The sequence below is a fragment of the Polaromonas sp. UBA4122 genome (genome assembly GCA_002381615.1).
Classification (GTDB): Bacteria; Pseudomonadota; Gammaproteobacteria; order Burkholderiales; family Burkholderiaceae_C; genus Polaromonas.
Map to the genome: position 1 here is coordinate 22,826 of DFWY01000157.1, position 21,190 is coordinate 44,015.

Here is a 21,190-nt window from a genome sequence, read left to right on the forward strand (position 1 = left end):
TCTGGAAAAAGCGAGTGGACGCAGGTGGCTTTTTCCGCTGTCATTAACCGCCCGAAAGTACCGTGTGCCCGAGCGAGTGAAACCCTGGGGCGACCTATCCATGCAAGACAAATACCAGCACCTTGACGTTGAGCGCAGCGCTCAAACCCACTGGAGCATCGCCGATGCTTACCGCGTGAGCGAGGACGCGAACCGCAAGAAGTACTACGCCTGCTCCATGCTGCCCTACCCCAGCGGCAAGCTGCACATGGGCCATGTGCGCAACTACACCATCAACGACATGCTCGCGCGCTACCTGCGCATGAAGGGCTACAACGTGCTCATGCCCATGGGCTGGGACGCGTTCGGCCTGCCCGCTGAAAATGCCGCGCTGAAAAACGGCGTGCCGCCCGCGCAGTGGACTTACGACAACATCGCCTACATGAAAAAGCAGATGCAGGCGATGGGGCTGGCGATCGACTGGAGCCGCGAAATCACGACCTGCGACCCGAGCTACTACAAGTGGAACCAGTGGCTGTTCCTGAAGATGCTGGAAAAAGGCATTGCCTACCGCAAGACCCAGGTGGTGAACTGGGACCCGGTGGACCAGACCGTGCTGGCCAACGAGCAGGTGATCGACGGCAAGGGCTGGCGCACTGGCGCCACGGTCGAGAAGCGCGAGATCCCGGGCTACTACCTGAAAATAACGGCCTACGCCGAAGAACTGCTCGATAACGTGCAGAACAAGTTGCCCGGCTGGCCAGAGCGCGTCAAGCTGATGCAGGAAAACTGGATCGGCAAGAGCGAAGGGGTGCGCTTTGCCTTTTTGCATGACATCAAGGATGCGTCTGGCGCCTTGATCGGTGACGGAAGAATGTACGTCTTCACCACGCGTGCTGACACCATCATGGGCGTCACCTTCTGCGCCGTGGCACCCGAGCACCCGCTGGCGCTGCACGCTGCCACCTCGAATCCCGGGCTCGCCGCTTTCATTGAGGAATGCAAGGCGGGCGGCACGACCGAAGCAGAGTTGGCGACGCAGGAGAAGAAGGGTTTGGCCACGGGCCTGTTCGTGATGCACCCGCTCACAGGCGAGCAGGTCGAGGTCTGGGTCGGCAACTACGTGCTCATGAGCTACGGCGACGGCGCGGTCATGGGCGTGCCTGCGCATGACGAGCGCGATTTTGAGTTTGCCAAAAAATATGGCTTACCGATCAAACAGGTGACCGACGTGAAAGGCCAGGCTTTCAGCCTGGAGACCTGGGCCGACTGGTATGGCGACAAGCAGCAGGGTGTGGCCATTAACTCCGGCAAATACGACGGCTTGGGCTTCAAGGCCTGCGTCGATGCAGTAGCCGCCGACCTGGCTGCCAAAGGCCTGGGTGAAAAGAAGACCACCTGGCGCCTGCGTGACTGGGGCGTGAGTCGCCAGCGCTATTGGGGTACGCCGATTCCCATCATTCATTGCCCTGAGCACGGCGCGGTGCCCGTGCCCGAAAAAGACCTGCCCGTGGTGTTGCCGCTGGACTGCGTGCCCGACGGTTCAGGCAACCCCTTGAACAAGCACGATGGCTTTCATGCCGGTGTGACCTGCCCGGTCTGCGGCCAACCGGCGCGCCGTGAGACCGACACCATGGACACCTTTGTCGATTCGTCGTGGTACTTCATGCGCTACTGCGACCCGAAGAACGACCAAGCCATGGTGGCCGAGGGCGCCGAGTACTGGATGCCGATGGACCAGTACATCGGCGGCATCGAGCATGCCATCCTGCATCTGCTGTATGCGCGTTTCTGGACCAAGGTGATGCGTGACCTCGGACTCGTGAAGATCGACGAGCCCTTTACCAAACTGCTCACGCAGGGCATGGTGCTCAACCACATTTACTCGCGCAAGGGCGCCAAGGGCGGCGTGGAGTACTTCTGGCCGGCCGACGTGGAAGACGTGCAGGACGCGAGCGGCAAGGTGAGCAGCGCCCGGCTCAAAGAGGCCAAGGGCGATCTGCCGGCAGGAACGCTCATCACCTACGAGGGCGTGGGCACCATGAGCAAGAGCAAGAACAATGGCGTGGACCCACAAGACCTGATTGAGAAATACGGTGCCGACACCGCGCGCCTGTACACCATGTTTACCGCGCCGCCCGAAGCCACGCTCGAATGGAATGACGCGGGCGTGGAAGGCTCCTACCGCTTCTTGCGCCGCGTCTGGAATTTCGGGGTCAAGCTGAATGCTATGAATTCAGGAGCTGGTTATTCCCGTGTAACGGGCGCTACAGCCACTTTTTATAAAGAAACCAAAGCGCTCAGGCGCGAAGTTCATACTGTGCTCAAGCAGGTGGACTACGACTACCAGCGCATGCAATACAACACGGTAGTCTCCGGTGGCATGAAACTTCTCAATGCGCTCGAAGACTACAAGGGCGAAACGTCAACGGCTTCCGTGGCGGCGCTGCGCGAAGGCTTTGGCATTTTGCTGCGCTGCCTGTACCCCGCGACGCCGCACCTTGCGCATGCGCTGTGGTCCGAGCTGGGCTATACCGCACAGTACGGCGACTTGTTGGATGCACCCTGGCCAGAAGTGGACAGCAGCGCCCTGCAGCAGGACGAGATCGAGCTGATGCTGCAGGTCAACGGCAAGCTGCGCGGTTCGGTCACGGTCCCGGCGGGTGCGGACAAGGCCGCGATTGAGGCCGCCGCACTGGCTTCAGAGGCTTTTCTCAGGCAGGCCGCAGGGGCGCCCGCCAAAAAAGTCATCGTGGTGCCGGGCCGCCTCGTCAACATCGTGGTCTGAGATCACTCCTGCAGAACACCAAGACAAGGCAAACCATGCAGCGTCGCGCTTTACTGTCCCTGATGGCTTCCAGTGCCGCCCTGAGCCTGAGTGCCTGCGGTTTTGCGCTGCGCAAGGCGCCCAACTTCGCGTTCACCACGCTGTACAGCGGCCTCGGCGAATCTTCGCCGCTGGGCGTGGAGCTCAGAAGGTCGCTGGTGTCCACCGGCAAGGTCAAGGTGATCACCGACGGCCGGCAGATCAACGAAGCGCAGGTCATTCTCGATGTGCTGTCGGACCAGCGCGAAAAGGTGGTGCTCAGTCTCAATGCCTCAGGTCAGGTGCGCGAGTTTCAGCTGCGCATGCGCTTTCGTTTCAGGTTGCGGACACCGGCGGGCAAGGAGCTGATTCCCGAGGCTGAAATCCTGCAGCAGCGCGACATCAGCTTCAACGAATCGGCTGTGCTGGCCAAGGAAGCTGAAGAAGCTCTGCTCTACCGCGACATGCAAAGCGACATTGTCCAGCAGATCATGCGCCGCCTCGCTGCTGTGACGCAACTCTAGGACCGGTTGCGCGGCATGGGTCATTCCCTGCGGAATCGCTGAAAGCATCACGCTGCACCGCCAGCCACCTGAGCGATGGCACGAACGGAGAGGCCTCCCAGTTCCGCTGAACGCTCGACCTGCAGCTCCAGCCAGTGCACGGCCGCGATGCGCTGCACGATAGACCAGCCCAGTCCGCTGCCGCTCTCAGGGCTGCCAGCCACCCTGAAGAATCGCTCTCCGAGTCTGCGGAGGTCGGCCTCGGCCAGACCTGGCCCGCTGTCTTCCACGCTCAACACAAGGCGCCCGCTCTGCCGCTGCACGGCCACCTTCACCCGCGCCGACGGCGGGCTGTATCGCACCGCGTTGTCGACCAGATTGCGCACCAGAACCGCCAGCAGCGTCTCGTTGCCTGGAATGCTGCAGGGCTCAGTGCCCTCAAATTCCAGCGTCTGCTTTTTGCCGATGGCCTTCGGTGCCAGTTCAGCCACGATCCGCTGGGTCAGCGCGCGCAGATCGACGGCCGCCATGGCGGGCACGGCTGCGGCTTCCAGCCTGGACAGGGTCAGCAATTGTTCCACCAGTCGCGTGGCGCGGTCGCAGCCGTCCAGCGTGCTTTGGAGCGCGTGTCGGCGCCGCGCATCGTTGGCTTCGCCCAGCGCCACCTGCGCCTGGACGCGGATCGCCGCGATCGGCGTGCGCAGTTCGTGCGCGGCATCTGCCGTGAAGCGGCGTTCGGATTCCAGCAGTGTGCCGATACGCTCGAACAGACCATTCAGCGCGTTGACCATAGGCGCCATCTCTGAAGGCGCGCCGTCGAGCGCGACCGGGTGCAGCGCCAGTGCTTGGCGCTCAGCAAGTGCGCTGCCGAGCCGGCGCAACGGCGCCACACCGCGGTACACCGCCCACCATACCGCCAGCGCCAGCAGCGGTAACGCCACGGCCATTGGCCACAGCGTGCTGCGCAACACAGCCCATAGGATCGAGGCCCGCAAACTCGCTTGTTCACCCACGTACACCTGCACGTCGCGCTCGGCTCCGTAGGCTGCGAAGACGCGCCAGGTGGTGCCTTCGATCTGCACGGTCTTGAAGCCGGTCTTGAAGCGCTTACCGGCATCGACCATCGGTGCGGTCGGCGCGTTGGCCGAACGCAGCGCCAGGCGCCCCTCATGGAAGACCTGGAACGCCACCTTGGGCGCATAGCGGTGCAGGATGGGCGCGTCGATGCCATGCTCGTCGTCGCCGATTTCTTGCACCTGCTGCACCACTAGCAGTGCGCCTGCCTGCGCGAGGTGACTGTCGAGCAGCTCGTCGAGCTCCTTGCGCGCGTCGAACCAGGTCAACACCGCCGTGGCCAGCCAGACGCCCACCACCACGCCGAGCACCAGCACGAGCAGCTGGCCTTGCAGCGAACGAGGCGACTTGATCATGATTTCGGTGAGTCGCGCAGCAGCATGTAGCCGACGCCACGCACCGTCTGGATCAGCGCTGTGCCGAGCTTGCGCCGCAGATTGTGGATATGCACCTCAACGGCGTTACTTTCCACCTCCTGGCCCCAGCTGTAGAGCTGCTGTTCGAGCTGTTCACGCGAAAGCACGCGGCCGGCGTTGAGCATAAACGCTTGCAGCAGGTCGAACTCCCGGGTCGACAGCATGACGGGCTCGTCCGCCTGCCGCACCGAACGGGCCGCTGGATCAAGGACGACGTCCTGTGCGGTCAGGCACTCCTGCGACTGACCGTGCGCGCGGCGAACCAGCGCGCGCAGCCGTGCGGCCAGCTCATACAGGTCCACCGGCTTGACCACATAGTCATCGGCACCAACGTTGAGCCCTCGGATACGGTCCGGCACCGCGTCGCGCGCGGTCAGCACCAGCACTGGCGTCGAGATGCGCGCCAGGCGGATGGCGGCCAGCACGTCCAGCCCGTCCTTGCGCGGTAGCCCGAGGTCGAGCACGGCGACCACATAGGGCTGCGCGCGCAACTCGCGCTCTGCGGCCTCGCCGTCGCGCACCCAGTCCACCTGGAAGCCGAGCTGTCGCAGGCCGGCTCGCAGGCCGTCACCTAGCAGCGGGTCGTCTTCAGCGAGCAGGATGCGCATGACCTGGATTGTCCCATGGGGGCTGCTCAGTCCTTATCCCGATCATGGTCACCGGCTTTTGCCGATGCCGCGGGTCCATCGGCAAGAGTGCCGCCCGAGGGCGCGCTTTGCCACTGCAGCCACCAAAAGCCCAGCACCGCCGCCAGCATCAGCACCGCGACGGTTCGCCACGCGTTGCGAATGCCCTCTTCAGGCGTACCAAGTTTTCGTCCGGTGACCATGGCGCGCACCAAATTCTCCTTATGCAGCCAACTGGCGACCACCACACCGGCGATATGAACACCAACAACGGCCATCATCACGTTGGCCGCCACCTTGTGCACCTGCGCCAGCCACTCGCCTGAGATTTCGTTGTAGGTAGCCCAGCCCGATGCGGCGATGGCCAGCGTCAGACCGAGCAGAGCCACGATGGCCAGGGCACCCGCCGGGTTGTGCCCGATATGGTGTTCGGGCTGGCCGCGCAGCATCGCGCGAACATAGCTGGCCACTGCCTTGGGGCCGCGAACAAAGGTCGAGAAGCGCGCATAGCGGGTACCCATCAGGCCCCAGAGAATGCGAAAACCCACCAAACCCGCCATCGTGTAGCCCAGCGTTACATGCAGTAGCTGCCAGCGCTCGCCCTCGGAGGTGATGTAGGCACCTGCAAAACAGAGCGCCGTGAGCCAGTGGAACACGCGAACGGGGGCATCCCAGACAAGAATTTTGCGGGTTACCCGCTCGTTTGCGGGTGCGTCCAGGGGTGCCTTAGCGGGGGATGCGAACGTTGTGTTCACTGAAATCTCCCTGGTTGGCACCGGTATGGCAGGCGATACAGTTGGAAGCGCTCTTGACCGCTGGCCGCTTCCATGTGGCCGCAGACACTTCATCGTGCTGGCGGATGAACCAGGCCGAACGGGTGATACGGTCTTGCGGGGGCACTTCGCGCACGCGCTTGTAGGTGCCGGCATTCGCGTTAAGCCAGGTCCCGATCTCCTTCAACGTCGCCGGGTCCAGCGAGGCATCGGTGCCATAGTGGTGCGGCAGGTTGTTCATCACCCGCTGCCAGGAGGCGGCTGGCAACAGGCCGGGCGGGTAGGCAACGTGGCAAGCGGCGCATTCCTGCTGGTACTTCGGCAGGAGTGGCTCGGCGCGCTTATGGCCCTCGGCCATGGCCGCGTGGCTGACACCGATGGCGGCGATCAAGCCGAACAAGACCCGATGGACGCGGGAGTGAAGTCGAAGTGACATGCTTGGTTATCCTTACAGCGTGAATGAAATGCGGTTTCTCAAGGCTTGAGCGTCAGCAGCCAACTGATTACATCGGCCTTCTCGGCGGCGGTGCATTCGCGGCCCACAATGTCGTTACAGTTGCGGCGGAACCATTTCTCGGTCTTGGCCGCATCGGTGAAGCGCTTGGGGTTGAAGGCTGGCGCCATCGCGCCGATGGACTTGCCTGTCGACGCATGCTTGCCGGTCTGGGTGGGCACGGCGCCGTGGCAGGAGGAGCAACTCCATTCACGACCGTGTCGGGTCGTAAACAGTTGCTGGCCGCGGGCAGGCACGGCAGGCGAACCCGCCTGGGCTGTGTAGCCAGACAGCAATTCCGCCGGAGTGGCCGCTTGGGCGACAGGGGCGAGGGCGGCACCAGCCAGCCCCAAGGCGGCGATGACGGATCGAAACGAGGATCGATGTAGAGGCGACAAGTTCATGGTAACTCCTTGATCTCCATGATGCTGCCGAGTTCTTAGGGCTTTCTTAAGCTGCGCTATGTTCCCTCAGACGCCCTTAAGCCGCGGCGATCAGGATGCAGTCATCGATTCACTGTAAAAAAGAACCCCGCCATGCATCCCGCCCTCCGCCTCTTCATCCGCCAATACCTCGGCGTCGTGTGCGCCACGTTGCTGCCAGTCGTCTTGACGACATTTCTGTCGATACCGCTGAACCTGGGCGGTCATCCAGGAGAAACCCGCGGCGCCGACGCCATGGCGGATCTGCACATGACCTGAACTGCAGAGCGGTCCCCCACAATCTACGGCGCATGACCGACAAAATGATCTCCTGCCAGCCATCGGAGCTGGACGAGCCTACGGACTACCGCATGGCTGGCATCGAGGTGGAGACTTCTCATCGATCGACACTTAGGGCTGCTGCGAACCATTCACCGCAGCGTGCGGTAGCCGGTTGCCTCAATTCACGCCTGCGGGATTTCTGACTCTCCCGCTGAAAATTCTTGCGTTTTCGCGGCCCTTTTGGTCTCTGTTGCTTGTTGTCAGGGCCTTTGCCCTGTTTTCAGGCGCACTCATCCCTTTGCACCCATCAACGGATGAAATGCCATCCGCGCAGTTGCCAGTAGCTCATGCCTCGTGTCTGGGTCCTGCCGCTGGGCAAACTCTCGGTACAGCGGTACGTCGAAGAAGGTCTCTTCCATGCCAGGGTCAGACAGGGTGAACCCTTGCTGCATGAAACCGCCAAATCAAATCAAGACATCAGGCGGCAAAGCCGCTAAGCTTCTCGCCCATGCAATCGGCCAGTCTGTCACCTTTACCCCCGTCCGGATCCGGCCTGACGGGGGACGCTGCGTCCACGGTCGCCGCCAACGCCATGCCGCTGGCGCTGCTGGATGACCCGCAGGAATGGGCAGCCTTCAGCCGGCCGCTGGCGGAGCGGCCCACGTGCTGGGAATCGAGCGTGGTGTTCGAAGGCATGCACTGCGCCGCCTGTGCGCTCACCATCGAGGATGCCTTGCGCCAGGTGCCCGGCGTGATGTCGGTGGAAGTGAGCGCGGCCAGTCATCGCGGCCGCATCGTCTGGTCAGACCAGGCCGTCAAGCCTTCCGGCTGGATGCAGGCCGCCCAGCGGGCCGGTTACCGTGCCGTGCCAGCCAATGATGCCTTTGCCAACGACCGTCGACGCGCCGAGACGCGCCAGGCGCTGTGGCGCTTGGGCGTGGCCGGCCTGTGCATGATGCAGGTGATGATGTACTCATGGCCCGCCTACATAGCCGAGCCGGGTGACCTGGCGCCAGACATGGCGCAATTGCTGCGCTGGGCTTCGTGGGTGCTGTCGTTGCCGGTGCTGCTGTTTTCCTGCGCGCCGTTTTTCAGCAATGCATTGCGCGACCTGCGCCAGCGCCACGTCAGCATGGACCTGCCGGTCGCCCTGGGCATGGGAATTACCTTTGCCGTGAGTTCCCTCGGCACGTTCGAGCCTCTGGGTATTTTCGGTGCCGAAGTGTATTTCGACTCCTTCACCATGTTTGTGTTCTTCCTGCTGGCCGGACGCTGGCTGGAGCTGCGCCTGCGCGACCGCACGGCCGGGGCACTGGAGGCGCTGATGAACCGCCTGCCCGACAGCGTGGAGCGACGCCGCATCGACGGCGAGTTCGAGCGCGTGGCCGCGCGCCGCCTGGCCGCAGGTGACGTGATCCGCATACTGCCAGGCGAGGCCTTTCCGGCTGATGGAATTATTCTGGAGGGGCGCACGCTGGCTGACGAAGCCCTGCTGACTGGTGAATCCCGCCCGCTGTCACGCGACAAGGGCAGTGCCGTGATGGCCGGCAGCCATAACCTGTTTGCTGCCGTATTGGTACGCGTGGAGCGGACCGGCAGTGACACGCGCTTTGCACAAATCGTGGCCCTGATGGAAAGCGCGTCCACTTCGAAACCGCAGCTTGCGCAGCTGGCCGACCGCATCGCCAGGCCCTTCCTGATCTTTGTGCTGGTGGCTGCGGGTGGGGCGGGCGCGTACTGGTGGTCGCATGACCCGGCCCATGCGCTGATGGTTGCGGTGGCGGTGCTGGTCGTGACGTGTCCCTGCGCGCTGTCGCTGGCCACACCGGCTGCCATGCTGGCCAGCGCCGGGGCCTTGGCGCGCCGGGGGGTGTTGGTGCGTCGCCTGCAGGCGCTGGAAACCCTGGCCGCCATGGATACGGTGGTGTTCGACAAGACCGGCACCCTGACGCGCGATGCCTTTGCGCTGGGCGAGGTGCGCACACGCGAGGGGGTCTGTCGAGAAGAAGCCTTGGCCATGGCTGCAGCGCTGGCGCAGCATTCGCTGCACCCGGTGTCGCGTGCGCTGGTGGCTGCGGGGCAGGATGCCAGGCAGGGCGATGAGTTGCCGCCTGGCTTCTGGGTTGCCGAAGCGGTGCAGGAGTCCGCCGGGCAGGGCATATCGGGTCGCCTGGTCAACACGGGCAAGCAGGCGGTTGCCGTGTCGGCGCGTCTGGGCTCGGCCCGCTTTTGTGGCGTGGATCTGCCAGAAACGGACTTGCTGCACGCCTGCCTGAGCGACGATCAGGGCTGGATCGCCACATTCGAGCTGCGTGAGGACCTGCGCCCGGATGCCCAAGCTGCCGTGGCCGCGCTGGTCGCCGAGGGTGTGCAGGTTCACCTTCTGTCGGGTGACCTCCCTGATGCCGTAACCCGCGTGGCGCGGCAAACCGGCATCAGCGAGGCCCGTGGCGGCTGCACGCCGCAGGACAAGCTCGCCTTCCTGCGCGGGCTGCAAGCCCAGGGCCGCAAAGTGGCCATGGTGGGGGACGGTCTGAACGATGGCCCCGTGTTGGCCGGAGCGCATGTGTCGTTTGCCTTCGGGCAGGCGGTGCCGCTGGCCCAGGCGCAATCTGATTTTGTCGTGCTTGGCGACCGCCTTGACGCCGTGGTGCAGACGCTGCTGCGGGCACGCCGTACGCTTGCCATCGTGCGGCAGAATCTGTGGTGGGCCGCGATTTACAATGCCGTTTGTGTACCATTGGCCGTGCTCGGCTGGTTGCCTGCATGGCTGGCCGGGCTAGGCATGGCCTTCAGTTCTCTGCTGGTGGTGCTCAATGCGTTGCGCCTGTCGGCCGCCATCCAACCTCTGGAGACTGTTTGATGGATATACTTTTCCTGCTGATTCCGCTGTCCGTCATGTTGGTGTTTTTCATCCTTGGCGGGCTGTGGTGGGCCATTTACCGTGGTCAATTCGAGGACATTGATGCAGAGGGAGCGCGCATCCTCCATCAGGATTGATGCCGGTCAATTTACATCCGGTTGCGCTGCGATAGCCTTAAAAAGTGATTAAGAAGAGAAGAGGTGGAAATGAAATTTGCCAATGCACAAGCCACGACCTACAACGACACCGTGGTGCGGCAGTTCGCCATCATGACGGTGGTCTGGGGCGTGGTCGGTATGCTGGTCGGTGTGATCATCGCGGCCCAGTTGGCCTGGCCAGACCTCATTACTGGAATCCCCTGGCTCAGCTACGGCCGATTGCGGCCCCTGCACACCAACGCGGTGATTTTTGCATTCGGCTGTTGCGGCTTGATGGGCACCTCCTTGTATGTGGTGCAGCGCACCTGCCAGGTGCGCCTGTTCTCTGACAAGCTGGCGGCCTTCGTTTTCTGGGGCTGGCAGGCGGTGATTGTCGCTGCGGCCATTTCCCTTCCGCTCGGTTACACCCAGTCCAAGGAATACGCCGAACTTGAATGGCCTATCGACATCCTGATCACGCTGGTCTGGGTGGCCTATGCCTTTGTGTTTTTCGGCACCGTGGGAACCCGTAAGGTCAAGCACATTTACGTGGCCAACTGGTTCTATGGTGCGTTCATCATTGCCATTGCAATGCTGCACCTGGTGAACAATGCGGCTATTCCGGTGGGCTTCATGAAGTCTTACTCCGCCTACGCCGGCGTACAGGACGCCATGGTGGAGTGGTGGTACGGTCACAACGCCGTGGGTTTCTTGCTGACGGCGGGCTTCCTGGGCATGATGTATTACTTCATTCCCAAGCAGGCCGAGCGCCCGATCTACTCGTACCGCCTGTCCATTGTGCATTTCTGGGCGTTGATTTTCACTTACATGTGGGCGGGCCCGCACCACCTGCACTACACCGCGCTGCCGGACTGGACGCAGTCGGTGGGCATGGTCTTCTCCCTGATCCTGCTGGCGCCGAGCTGGGGCGGCATGATCAACGGCATCATGACCCTGTCGGGTGCCTGGCACAAGCTGCGTGACGACCCGATCCTGCGCTTCCTGATCGTGTCGCTTTCCTTCTATGGCATGAGCACGTTTGAAGGTCCGATGATGGCGATCAAGACCGTCAATGCGCTGTCGCACTACACCGATTGGACCATTGGGCACGTGCATTCGGGTGCCTTGGGCTGGGTGGGTCTGATCACCATAGGCAGCATGTATTATCTGATTCCGCGCCTGTTCGGCCAGAAGCAGATGTACAGCATGAAGGCCGTGGAAATCCACTTCTGGACAGCGACTATCGGTATCGTGATCTACATCGCGGCCATGTGGATTGCCGGCGTGATGCAGGGTCTGATGTGGCGCGCGGTCAACCCCGACGGTACCCTGACCTATACCTTTGTGGAAGGGGTCAAGGCCACCTTCCCCTTCTATGTGCTGCGCCTGATGGGTGGTCTTCTGTATTTCGGCGGCATGCTGATCATGCTCTGGAACACGCTGAAAACGGTCACTGCGGGCCGCGCGGCCACCGTTACCATTCCGGCCGCCATGGCCCACGGCTGAGGAGAAAAACAATATGGCCAACCATCAAGCCAGCGGCGGTTTCTCGCACGAGAAGATCGAAACCAACAACTTTTTAATGATCGTGATGATCCTGCTGGTGCTGTCGATCGGCGGCTTGGTCGAGATCGTGCCGCTGTTCTTCCAGAAGTCCACCACCGAGCCCATCAAGGGCCTGCAGCCCTACACCGCGCTGCAGCTGATCGGCCGGGACATTTATCAGCGTGAGGGCTGCTACAACTGCCATTCGCAGATGATCCGTCCGTTCCGTTCTGAGACGCTGCGCTATGGTCCCTATTCCGTGGCGGGTGAGTTTGTGTACGACCACCCGTTCCAGTGGGGCAGCAAGCGCACCGGCCCGGATCTGCATCGCGTAGGTGGCAAGTACAGCGATGAATGGCATCGCATTCACCTGAACAACCCGCGTGATGTGGTGCCCGAATCGAACATGCCGGCCTATTCGTGGCTGGAGAAGACCCTAGTGGATGAGTCCACCATTCAAGCCCACATGAAGGGGCTGCGTAGAGTGGGAACTCCCTACACCGACGAGCAGATCGCCAAGGCGCCCGAGGAAGTGAAGGGCAAAACAGAGATTGAAGCTGTGATTGCCTATTTACAGGTGCTTGGTATTCATCGCAAATAAATCACGGAGCATCAAGCATGGATATCAACATACTCAGATCCATCGTGACGGTGGTCACTTTCATCGTGTTTATTGGCATTGTGGTGTGGGCCTGGTCCAGCCGCAACGCCGTCAGCTTTGACGAGGCGGCCCAGCTGCCCTTCAAGCAGGACTGATGCACCGCGCCAACGAACCGGATAAGGAATAAAAAAAATGAGCGACTTCACCAGTAATTTCTGGTCGGTCTATGTGGCTGGCATTTCGCTGGTTGGCATCATGGCCTGCCTGCTGCTGCTGTGGTTCAGTGGCAAGGCCAAGGTCATGACCGCCAACGACAATACCACTGGCCACGTGTGGGACGGCGACCTGCGCGAGATGAACAACCCCCTGCCGCGCTGGTGGGTCTGGCTGTTTGTCATTACGGTGGTTTTCGCCCTGATCTATTTGGCCCTGTACCCTGGTCTCGGCAATTACGCCGGCAAGCTGGGCTGGAGCCAGATTGGTCAGTATGAAGCTGAAGTGGCCAAGGGCAACAAGGAAGTGGAGCCTCTGTATGCCAAGTTCAATGGCATGAAGCCCGAAGACGTCGCGGGCGATGCACAGGCCATGGCGATTGGCGAGCGCTTGTTCATGAACAACTGTTCGCAGTGCCACGGATCAGATGCCCGTGGCAGCAAGGGTTTTCCGAACTTGACCGATGCAGACTGGCTGCACGGTGGATCCCCCGACAAGATCAAGGAATCCATAACCAAGGGCCGCATAGGCAACATGCCGCCCATGGCCGCGGCCGTCGGCACGCCGGATGACGTGCGCAACGTGGCGCAGTATGTGCTGAGCCTGTCGGGCAGTCCGCATGATTCAGTCAGGGCGGCGCTGGGCAAAGCCAAGTTCGTCGCCTGCGCTGCGTGTCACGGTGCCGACGGAAAAGGAAATCAGACCATTGGTTCGGCGAACCTGACGGACGATATCTGGCTGCACGGATGGGGTGAAAATGCCATCGTGGCCATGATCAACAACGGCAAAGTCAACCAGATGCCCGCCCAGGAAAGCAAGCTCACCGAGTCCCAGATTCATGTTTTGGCATCGTATGTGTGGAGCCTGTCCAACAAGGCTGGCGCAACAGCCCTGAAGTGACCCTTACCCATCTGGAATCCCTGTTGGGACTCCAGCATTGAGCAGTACCTGTGGACAATACCGAATCGCCTGCCAGAAAAATCATCCCCATCGTCGGTGCGGCAGGTGCGCATACTCAAGCCTTGCCGGCCGATGCCGACGAGGTGATGGTTTCCCTGTACCAGGCGCAAAAAAAGATCTATCCGCGCAGCGTGTCGGGGTTTTTTTCCAAGTGGCGCTGGGGACTGGTGTTTCTCACTCAGATCATTTTTTATGGTTTGCCGTGGCTGGAGTGGGGGCAGCGCCAAGCTGTGCTTTTCGACCTTGGGGCCCGGCGCTTTTATATTTTCGGGCTGATTCTTTATCCGCAGGACTTCATCTACCTGACAGGTGTCTTGGTGATTTCGGCTTTGTCGCTGTTTTTGTTTACGGCCGTGGCAGGCAGGCAGTGGTGTGGCTATGCATGCCCGCAAACGGTGTACACCGAGATATTTCTCTGGCTGGAGAAGCTGACCGAAGGCGACCGCTCAGCGCGCTTGCGGCTCGACGGCGGCCCCATGTCCCTGAACAAATTTACGCGCAAGGCCAGCAAGCAATTTTTGTGGATCGCACTCGCCGTGTGGACAGGGTTCACCTTTGTGGGGTACTTCACGCCCATTAAGGATCTCGGCGCGAGCTTCGTGACCGCAGGCATGGGGCCATGGGAAACCTTCTGGGTATTCTTCTATGGGTTTGCCACCTACGGCAACGCGGGCTTCATGCGTGAGCAGGTTTGCAAGTACATGTGCCCTTACGCGCGGTTCCAGAGTGCCATGTTCGATAAGGACACGCTGATCGTGACCTATGACGAGGCGCGTGGCGAGCCCCGTGGCGCGCGCTCCAGGAAGGCTGACCCAGAAGCCCTGAATCTGGGTTCCTGTGTGGATTGCACGCTGTGCGTTCAGGTGTGTCCCACGGGCATCGACATTCGCAAGGGCCTGCAGTACGAATGCATCAGCTGCGCCGCATGCATTGACGTATGCGACAACGTGATGGACAAGATGGGTTATCCGCGGGGGCTGATTCGCTACTCCACCGAAAATGCCGTGGCGCAGGGGTGGACTCGCGCGCAACTGCTGCGCCGGGTGTTCCGTCCGCGGGTGCTGGTCTACACCGCCATCCTGAGCGCAGTGACTGTTGCGATGTTTGCCAACCTGGCATTGCGCACGCCCTTCAAGGTGGACGTGGTTCGCGACCGTACGACGCTGGCCAGAATTGTGAGTGGTGGCAAGATCGAGAACGTTTACCGGCTGCAGGTGATGAACGCCACTGAAAGCACACAGGGCTATCGCATTGCTGTGCAAGGCCTGCCGGGTCTGGTGCTTGCTTCCGAGAGCGTGATCTCCGTGGATGCCACCCAGTCCCGCTGGGTACCTGTGCGCCTGCAGTTGCCCTATGAGGGGGCGAGCGCAGGTTCGCATGCGATCAATTTTGAGATTGAAGCCATCAATTCCTCGGGACACGTGTCCGAGAAGTCGGTCTTCCTGGTGCCCCGATAAGGAACGGAACTGTCATGTACAACAAACAAGCACAACCCTGGTGGAAGTTCGGTCATGTGTGGCTCGTGATTGCCGGGCCGGCGATTGTGGTTGTGGCCTCATTCGTCACCCTGTATCTGGCCATCACCATCCCGGATCCTGTGAGCAACACCCCGGGACATCGTCAGGTTGATCATGGCGCCAAGCCGGACATGGGCTACGTTTCCAACCTGGCGCCTGCGATGCAGGCCCGAAATCACGCCGCAACCGGTGTTCCTGTGCCATCACAACCTTGAAGCTCTGAGTTAACCCGTGACCACCAACAGAAGACAAAAAATATGCTTGCCCAACGACTGATGTGGATTGCCTGGCCCGCCTTCCTGGTGGCTGGTGTGATTGAAGTGCTGGTGTTTGCTGTGGTGGACCCGCAGGACTTGCAGTGGTTTGGCCATCCGCTGGCGATGTCTCGCGAAGGCGTTTACACGCTGGCTTTTTTCGCTTTCTGGATTCTGACCATGGCCTCCAGCGCATTGACTACGTTGCTCGCCATGTCGCCCTTCGAGGTCAATCGCTGTCCCTTGCCGGTTGATGCACGTCCGGATGTTTGCCCCAAGGAAGGCGGCTGCGGCTGAATGCTGGCCTTGTTGTGCATGATGCTGGGTTCGCGCCCATGTCAGCATGCTGCCATGGGCCTTATTGGCCGGGTTGCTGGTTGTTGTTCACGATCAGCTTGAGGGCATCGGTGTTGAGGATGCGCACGTGCCGCTGTTTGACTTCCACAATGCCATCTTCCACGAACTTCGAGAAGGTGCGACTCACGGTTTCGAGCTTGAGCCCCAGATAGCTGCCGATTTCCTCACGCGTCATGCGCAGGAGGAGTTCCGACTGCGAGAATCCGCGGGCATGCAGACGCTGCACCAGGTTGAGCAGGAATGCAGCCAGACGTTCCTCGGCCCGCATGCTGCCGAGCAGCAGCATCACACCGTGCTCGCGCACAATCTCGCGGCTCATGATTTTATGCATATGGCGTTGCAGGGCGGTGACCTCACGTGACAGTTCCTCGATACGGTCGAACGGCATGACGCACACCTCGGCGTCTTCCAGTGCCACGGCATCACAGGTGTGATGGTCGCTCACGATACCATCCAGACCGATGACTTCGCCAGCCATCTGGAAGCCAGTCACCTGATCGCGCCCATCTTCGGTCGTAACGCAGGTCTTGAAGAAGCCGGTGCGGATGGCGTATAGCGAGGTGAATTTCTCGCCGTTACTGAACAGGGTAGCTCCGCGCTTGACTTGGTGGCGTGTAGCGACGATTTCATCGATCCTGTTCAGTTCGCCGGCATTCAGACCCACGGGCATGCACAACTCACGCAGATTGCAGTTCGAGCAGGCGACCTTGATGGCGTGCGGATTCATGAGGGGTATTTTGGCATCGCTGGTGGCTTCTGCTCGCCAACCCATCCCCATGGGTGATGGTGTCACATCAAACATGGCATTCTCCTGAGAGTGGTTCGTTGCCTGGAGGGGGACTTTGTTTGCCATTGACCTATATCAACAAGGTGAGTCGGTTTTCACGGCACATTAGGCGCATTAGGGCGGGTTGTCATTAAGTTTACGAGTACGCGTGCCCAAGAACCGTCGTCAACGCTACTGCGATTGATTGTAATGCCTACCCTATTTCCCGAATTGATTCGCCGTTTTGACGTTTCCGGCCCACGCTACACCTCGTACCCGACGGCAGACCGTTTTGTGGAGGCCTTCACGCCGGACCACTTTGCCCAAGCGTTGGCGCAGCGCCGGAACGGCGCGGCAGCCATGAGGCTACCTCTGTCCCTGTATGTGCACATTCCATTTTGCGAATCGCTGTGTTATTACTGCGCTTGCAACAAGATCATCACCAAGCACCATGACCGTGGCGAAACTTACCTGCGCTATCTGAGCCGCGAGGTAGAGTTACACACCACCCATGTAGGCGTTGGTCAGACCGTCAGTCAGTTGCATCTGGGTGGCGGCACGCCCACGTTCCTGAGCGACAGTGAACTGCGCGAATTAATGACCATGTTGCGGCGCAGTTTTATGTTCACTCCGGGTGGGGAATACTCCATTGAAGTGGATCCACGTACCGTGGACGCCACGCGGTTGGCCACGCTGGCCGAGTTGGGTTTCAACCGGCTGAGCTTCGGCGTGCAGGATTTCGATCCTGCCGTGCAAAAGGCCGTCCATCGCGTCCAGCCGACCGAGCGGGTGTTCGCGCTGGTGGAGTCGGCGCGCGCACTGGGTTTCGAGTCGGTCAATGTTGATCTGATTTACGGTCTGCCACAGCAGACCCCTGAATCATTTGATCGCACGCTGGCGCAGGTGGCCAAACTGCGACCGGACCGCATTGCGCTATATGCCTACGCGCATCTGCCCGAGCGGTTCAAGCCGCAACGCCGTATCATCGCAGCCGAGCTGCCCACTGCGGGCGCCAAGGTGTCCCTGCTGTCGCGTTCGCTTTCGGCATTTCAGAGTGCGGGCTATGTCTACGTGGGCATGGATCATTTTGCCTTGCCCAACGATGCACTGGCCGTGGCCAAGCGTCAGGGACGCCTTCACCGCAACTTTCAGGGGTACAGCAGCCAGCCCGACTGTGACCTGATTGGTCTGGGCGTGTCGGCCATTGGCAGGATCGGAGCGACCTACAGCCAGAACGCCAGGACTCTGGAAGAGTATTGCGACTATCTGGACCAGGGACGTCTGCCGGTAGTGAGGGGTCTGGCACTCACGCGTGACGATCTGCTGCGGCGCGCCGTCATCATGGCACTGATGTGTCAGGGGCAGTTGCAGTTCGAGTCGATCGAACTGGCTCACCTGATTGATTTCAAAAGCTACTTCGCCGCCGAACTGGAGAACCTGCGCAGCATGGAAGAGAAGGGCCTGGTCGAGGTCAACGACACCGGCATCCAGGTCACGGCCATGGGCTGGTTCTTTGTGCGTGGCGTCGCCATGGTGTTTGACCGTTATCTACAGGCTGACCGTACGCGAGCAAGGTTTTCCAGGATCATCTAAAACAGTTCCATGCAGACATCGCTGGCCGTGACGGCATTGCTCATGGGGCTCGCAGGCGGGCCCCATTGCATTGCCATGTGCGGCGCGGCTTGCGCCGGCATCGGTCAGGCCGCGGGTGAGCGCAGCACCTCGGCCCTCTGGACGTTCCAGGTCGGCCGCTTGGCAAGTTATTCGGCTCTGGGCGCGGTGGCGGCAGCTTCCATGCAGGGTTTGGGCTGGTTGACAACACAAACGGCCGTCATGCGCCCGGTCTGGACGATGTTCCATGTGGCAGTGATGCTGCTGGGGCTGATGCTCATGCTGCTGGCCCGTCAGCCGGTCTGGCTCGACGCAACGGCCCGGCGCGTTTGGAGCAAGGTTAGGGGGCTCAATGCCGCCTGGGGGCGTGGCGCGCCGCTGGCCATTGGCGCGCTCTGGGCTTTCATGCCGTGCGGGCTGTTGTATTCGGCCCTGCTGGTCGCTGCGCTCAGCGGTGGTCCGCTGGATGGAGCGCTGACCATGGCGCTGTTTGCCCTGGGCAGCAGTGTGTCCCTCATGATCGGGCCGTGGCTGCTGCATCGCCTGCGTGGCGGCGGCACAGGCGAGTGGGGCATCCGCCTGGCGGGGCTGGCCCTGGCTGCCACGTCCGGCTGGGCATTGTGGATGGGGCTGGCACACGGTACCGCACCTTGGTGCGTGACGCCTTGAGGGCTTGAGGATTCCGGGGGGTTACATCTGCCCCAAGTCGTCATGTCCTTGCAGGGGATGACGGCGCATTCCTTCGGCACCGAAATGGCAATAGTTGTTCGAGCTTGATGGGGGGTCGAATCAACTGCGCCGCATCAGCGTGCTCTTGCCGAAGAGGCTCTCGATCAGGTCAACCGCCAGCTCGGCCGTGCCGTTACGCACATCCAGCGCGGGGTTCAACTCCATCACGTCCAGTGACGCCATCCGCCCGGTATCGGCAATCATTTCCATGCACAGCTGAGCCTCCCGGTAAGTCGGGCCACCCTTGACGGTCGTGGCCACGCCCGGTGCGATGGCGGCGTCGAGAAAGTCGACGTCAAAACTCACATGCAGGTGGGTGTTCTCGTCAATGCCGGCGAGCGCGGATTCCATGGTGTGGCGCATGCCCATTTCATCGATGTAGCGCATGTCAAACACTTCGAGCCCGGATTGCATGACAAATCGTTTCTCGCCTTCGTCCACGCTGCGGATGCCGATCTGCCGTATGACCGAAGGCGCAATGGCAGGGAAAACACCGCCTATGCCCGTCAGCTCGTCAGGCCCGTGGCCGCACAGCACCGCCACCGGCATGCCATGGGTGTTGCCTGTGGGGGTCAGGGCATAGGTGTTGAAATCGGCATGCGCATCCAGCCACAGTACGCGCAGTTTTTGGCCTGCCTGCCGACAGTGGCGAGCCACGGCGCTGATCGAGCCAATGGCCAGGCAGTGGTCGCCGCCCAGTAAAATCGGCATCTTGTTCTCAGCCAGTGTCGAATGCACGGCCTCGTGCACTGAGCGGTTCCAGGCGGCCACCTCGGCGAGGTGTCGGTAGCCATTGACGGGTGCCAGCCAGGGATTGGCTGGGCCACTGAGGTTGCCGTGGTCTGTCACGGTCAGGCCGTGCCCTTCCAGCGTGGGCTGCAGCCCGGCAACGCGCAGCGCCTCAGGGCCCATCGACGCGCCGCGGGTACCCGCTCCAATGTCGGTAGGGGCTCCAATGAGCCTGATGTGTCGTGTCATATTGAAGTCAAATCGACAGCGAGACTTCTGAGAGGCCGACCGGAAGACGGGGTTGCGGGCAAGCGTGTTGTGTTTGCTCCCAGCAGTCCGAACAGGTTTTTCGGGTTGTCCAGATGGGGGATCAAATCGATTTTCCGGGGTTGGTTCTGCTGCCGCTGCAGTTTATACAAATAGCGCAGCGCAGAGTAGTCTTCCAGTGCAAAACCCACGGAGTCAAAAATCGTCACTTCAGCAGGGGACGCACGGCCGGTCGCGACGCCGCTAAGCACCTGGGTGAACTCGGTCACGGAAAAGTCGGCGGGCAGTTGCTGGATTTCACCTTCAATGCGCGACTGGGGTTCGTACTCCACAATCACGCGGGCATCGACTCGCCGCAGGATGTCGGCATGCAGCTCGGTCTTGCCGGGGCAGTCGCCGCCCACGGCATTCAGGTGCATGCCGGGCGCGATCATTTCGGGCGTCAGGATGATGGCATTGCATTTGTCCGCCGTCACCGTGGTCACAATGTCCGCGCCTTCAACGGCTTCGGCTGCAGAGCGGCACGGCTTTACCTGCAGATCGCGCTCGCCGAGCGCGTGAAGGTTGCGTGCCAGTTTTTCTGTTGCGTGGCCATCTACGTCATACAGCCTGAACTCGCGAATACCCAGCATGTGGTGAAACGCAATCGCCTGGAATTCGCTTTGCGCGCCATTGCCAATCAGGGCCATGACCCGGCTGTCCGGCCGGGCCATCCAGCGTGCGGCCAGTGCCGACATGGCGGCCGTCCGCAAAGCTGTGGTGACCGTCAGCTCGGATAGCAGCAGGGGGTAGCCGGTTTCCACATCTGCCAGCACGCCGAAAGCCGTGACGGTCAGCAGGCCAAGCGCGGTGTTTTTGGGGTGACCATTGACATACTTGAACGAATACATCTCGCCGTCGCTGGTGGGCATCAGTTCGATCACGCCCCCCGGCGAATGAATGGCGTGGCGTGCCGATTTATCGAATTCACCCCAGCGCCGGTAATCGGTTTCTATTTCCGCCGCCAAACCTTCGATGAAGGGTGCTGGCCCCAGACGCCCCACGATGCGCTGTATGCCTTCAATACCAATGTACTCAACCATGCCGTGTCTCCCCCCTATTTGTGACTGCTAAATCTGCAGACGCTGGCAGCTCAATGCAGCCTGATCTACCCAGTAAAAATTCATTATGCTGAGCCTCAGTGTTAAAGAAAAGACAGCAAACTGGTCAATTTATAAATTAAATTACACAAATCAGCATATTTAATTAGCGTTTAGTCAATAAAATC

Annotated in this window: 22 protein-coding genes; 14 read left to right on the plus strand and 8 right to left on the minus strand. The window is 61.1% G+C overall.

What is annotated here, in order from left to right; all coding sequences use genetic code 11:
* The first annotated feature begins 100 nt into the window (after nucleotides 1–100).
* Nucleotides 101–2,767 (plus strand): leucine--tRNA ligase, encoded by a 2,667-nt coding sequence (gene leuS / locus B3F77_RS18640; RefSeq protein ID WP_293606398.1) that lies wholly within the window; start codon nucleotides 101–103, stop codon nucleotides 2,765–2,767.
* A 35-nt stretch (nucleotides 2,768–2,802) separates the two neighbouring features.
* Nucleotides 2,803–3,309, plus strand: coding sequence for an LPS assembly lipoprotein LptE (gene lptE, locus B3F77_RS18645; protein WP_293606399.1), 507 nt, complete (start codon nucleotides 2,803–2,805; stop codon nucleotides 3,307–3,309).
* Between the two features lie 47 nt (nucleotides 3,310–3,356).
* Here lptE and B3F77_RS18650 read toward each other — a convergent pair whose 3' ends face one another.
* The 5 genes from B3F77_RS18650 to B3F77_RS18670 are packed head-to-tail and all read right to left on the minus strand — an operon-like array spanning nucleotide 3,357 to nucleotide 7,074.
* Nucleotides 3,357–4,718: an ATP-binding protein gene (locus B3F77_RS18650; protein WP_293606400.1), complete on the minus strand. Its 1,362-nt coding sequence runs from the start codon at nucleotides 4,716–4,718 to the stop codon at nucleotides 3,357–3,359.
* Nucleotides 4,715–5,386: a winged helix-turn-helix domain-containing protein gene (locus tag B3F77_RS18655; RefSeq protein ID WP_293606401.1), complete on the minus strand. Its 672-nt coding sequence runs from the start codon at nucleotides 5,384–5,386 to the stop codon at nucleotides 4,715–4,717. The genes B3F77_RS18650 and B3F77_RS18655 overlap by 4 nt, the downstream gene beginning before the upstream one ends.
* A 26-nt stretch (nucleotides 5,387–5,412) precedes the next feature.
* On the minus strand, nucleotides 5,413–6,159 hold the full coding sequence (locus B3F77_RS18660) for a cytochrome b/b6 domain-containing protein (protein WP_414703045.1): 747 nt from the start codon (nucleotides 6,157–6,159) through the stop codon (nucleotides 5,413–5,415).
* The gene (locus B3F77_RS18665) at nucleotides 6,131–6,613 is read right to left on the minus strand and encodes a diheme cytochrome c (RefSeq protein ID WP_293606402.1); all 483 of its coding nucleotides are present in this window, start codon (nucleotides 6,611–6,613) and stop codon (nucleotides 6,131–6,133) included. The genes B3F77_RS18660 and B3F77_RS18665 overlap by 29 nt, the downstream gene beginning before the upstream one ends.
* A 38-nt stretch (nucleotides 6,614–6,651) precedes the next feature.
* Nucleotides 6,652–7,074 carry a DUF1924 domain-containing protein gene (locus tag B3F77_RS18670; protein WP_293606403.1) on the minus strand — a complete coding sequence of 141 codons (423 nt, stop codon included), beginning with the start codon at nucleotides 7,072–7,074 and terminating at the stop codon, nucleotides 6,652–6,654.
* A gap of 132 nt (nucleotides 7,075–7,206) precedes the next feature.
* Between B3F77_RS18670 and B3F77_RS18675 the strand changes: the two genes are divergently transcribed.
* The 10 genes from B3F77_RS18675 to B3F77_RS18720 all read left to right on the plus strand — a co-directional run bounded on the left by B3F77_RS18675 (nucleotide 7,207) and on the right by B3F77_RS18720 (nucleotide 15,761).
* Nucleotides 7,207–7,371 carry a hypothetical protein gene (locus tag B3F77_RS18675; protein WP_293606404.1) on the plus strand — a complete coding sequence of 55 codons (165 nt, stop codon included), beginning with the start codon at nucleotides 7,207–7,209 and terminating at the stop codon, nucleotides 7,369–7,371.
* 511 nt (nucleotides 7,372–7,882) lie between these two features.
* Nucleotides 7,883–10,237 (plus strand): heavy metal translocating P-type ATPase, encoded by a 2,355-nt coding sequence (locus B3F77_RS18680; RefSeq protein WP_414703046.1) that lies wholly within the window; start codon nucleotides 7,883–7,885, stop codon nucleotides 10,235–10,237.
* The gene (ccoS, locus tag B3F77_RS18685; protein WP_293606405.1) at nucleotides 10,237–10,374 is read left to right on the plus strand and encodes a cbb3-type cytochrome oxidase assembly protein CcoS; all 138 of its coding nucleotides are present in this window, start codon (nucleotides 10,237–10,239) and stop codon (nucleotides 10,372–10,374) included. The genes B3F77_RS18680 and ccoS overlap by 1 nt, the downstream gene beginning before the upstream one ends.
* Nucleotides 10,375–10,443: 69 nt before the next feature.
* Nucleotides 10,444–11,880: a cytochrome-c oxidase, cbb3-type subunit I gene (ccoN, locus tag B3F77_RS18690; RefSeq protein ID WP_293606406.1), complete on the plus strand. Its 1,437-nt coding sequence runs from the start codon at nucleotides 10,444–10,446 to the stop codon at nucleotides 11,878–11,880.
* 13 nt (nucleotides 11,881–11,893) lie between these two features.
* Nucleotides 11,894–12,520, plus strand: coding sequence for a cytochrome-c oxidase, cbb3-type subunit II (gene ccoO, locus B3F77_RS18695; RefSeq protein WP_293606407.1), 627 nt, complete (start codon nucleotides 11,894–11,896; stop codon nucleotides 12,518–12,520).
* A gap of 17 nt (nucleotides 12,521–12,537) precedes the next feature.
* Nucleotides 12,538–12,675: a cbb3-type cytochrome oxidase subunit 3 gene (locus tag B3F77_RS18700; RefSeq protein ID WP_293606408.1), complete on the plus strand. Its 138-nt coding sequence runs from the start codon at nucleotides 12,538–12,540 to the stop codon at nucleotides 12,673–12,675.
* A gap of 37 nt (nucleotides 12,676–12,712) precedes the next feature.
* Complete coding sequence (gene ccoP / locus B3F77_RS18705) at nucleotides 12,713–13,633, plus strand: cytochrome-c oxidase, cbb3-type subunit III (protein WP_293606409.1); 921 nt, start codon at nucleotides 12,713–12,715, stop codon at nucleotides 13,631–13,633.
* Nucleotides 13,634–13,683: 50 nt separating this feature from the next.
* A complete protein-coding gene (gene ccoG / locus B3F77_RS18710; RefSeq protein ID WP_414703047.1) occupies nucleotides 13,684–15,150 on the plus strand; it encodes a cytochrome c oxidase accessory protein CcoG in 1,467 nt (488 codons plus the stop codon).
* Between the two features lie 14 nt (nucleotides 15,151–15,164).
* Nucleotides 15,165–15,425 (plus strand): nitrogen fixation protein FixH, encoded by a 261-nt coding sequence (locus B3F77_RS18715; protein WP_293606410.1) that lies wholly within the window; start codon nucleotides 15,165–15,167, stop codon nucleotides 15,423–15,425.
* A gap of 42 nt (nucleotides 15,426–15,467) precedes the next feature.
* The gene (locus B3F77_RS18720; RefSeq protein ID WP_293606411.1) at nucleotides 15,468–15,761 is read left to right on the plus strand and encodes a hypothetical protein; all 294 of its coding nucleotides are present in this window, start codon (nucleotides 15,468–15,470) and stop codon (nucleotides 15,759–15,761) included.
* A 61-nt stretch (nucleotides 15,762–15,822) separates the two neighbouring features.
* Here B3F77_RS18720 and fnr read toward each other — a convergent pair whose 3' ends face one another.
* Complete coding sequence (fnr, locus tag B3F77_RS18725) at nucleotides 15,823–16,548, minus strand: fumarate/nitrate reduction transcriptional regulator Fnr (RefSeq protein WP_293606425.1); 726 nt, start codon at nucleotides 16,546–16,548, stop codon at nucleotides 15,823–15,825.
* 249 nt (nucleotides 16,549–16,797) lie between these two features.
* Between fnr and hemN the strand changes: the two genes are divergently transcribed.
* Both hemN and B3F77_RS18735 read left to right on the plus strand, forming a co-directional pair.
* Nucleotides 16,798–18,180: an oxygen-independent coproporphyrinogen III oxidase gene (gene hemN, locus B3F77_RS18730; RefSeq protein ID WP_293606412.1), complete on the plus strand. Its 1,383-nt coding sequence runs from the start codon at nucleotides 16,798–16,800 to the stop codon at nucleotides 18,178–18,180.
* Between the two features lie 9 nt (nucleotides 18,181–18,189).
* On the plus strand, nucleotides 18,190–18,867 hold the full coding sequence (locus tag B3F77_RS18735) for a sulfite exporter TauE/SafE family protein (protein ID WP_293606413.1): 678 nt from the start codon (nucleotides 18,190–18,192) through the stop codon (nucleotides 18,865–18,867).
* Nucleotides 18,868–18,987: 120 nt separating this feature from the next.
* Here the strand turns inward: B3F77_RS18735 and rocF are convergent, their stop codons facing one another.
* Complete coding sequence (gene rocF / locus B3F77_RS18740) at nucleotides 18,988–19,905, minus strand: arginase (RefSeq protein WP_293606414.1); 918 nt, start codon at nucleotides 19,903–19,905, stop codon at nucleotides 18,988–18,990.
* Nucleotides 19,902–21,005, minus strand: a complete 1,104-nt coding sequence (locus tag B3F77_RS18745; protein ID WP_293606415.1) for an ornithine cyclodeaminase — start codon at nucleotides 21,003–21,005, stop codon at nucleotides 19,902–19,904. The genes rocF and B3F77_RS18745 overlap by 4 nt, the downstream gene beginning before the upstream one ends.
* Nucleotides 21,006–21,190 lie beyond the last annotated feature (185 nt).